The organism is Pontimicrobium sp. MEBiC06410 (assembly GCF_053601615.1).
Genome location: NZ_JBSHNT010000018.1, coordinates 1 through 201 on the forward strand (window position 1 = coordinate 1; position 201 = coordinate 201).

General features: G+C 42.8%; 1 protein-coding gene. It reads left to right on the plus strand.

Going from position 1 to position 201, the window contains the following annotated elements:
• Positions 1 to 201, plus strand: a 201-nt coding sequence (locus ACVC08_RS00135; RefSeq protein ID WP_452600493.1) for a hypothetical protein, incomplete at both ends; no start/stop codon positions are given.

The following is a 201-nucleotide window of genomic DNA, read 5'->3' on the forward strand; positions in this document are numbered from 1 at the left end:
CTGCTAATGCTGGTACAGATGGAGGCATTACTATCTGTGACGACAGTTCTACAACTATAGATTTATTTAGTTTAATCGCTGGTGAAGATGCTGGTGGTACTTGGTCGCAAACTTCTGGATCTGGTGGTACTTTTAATGCTGCCGCGGGTACTTTTACACCAGCTGTTGGTGCAACTACTAGTACCTTCGATTATACTGTTA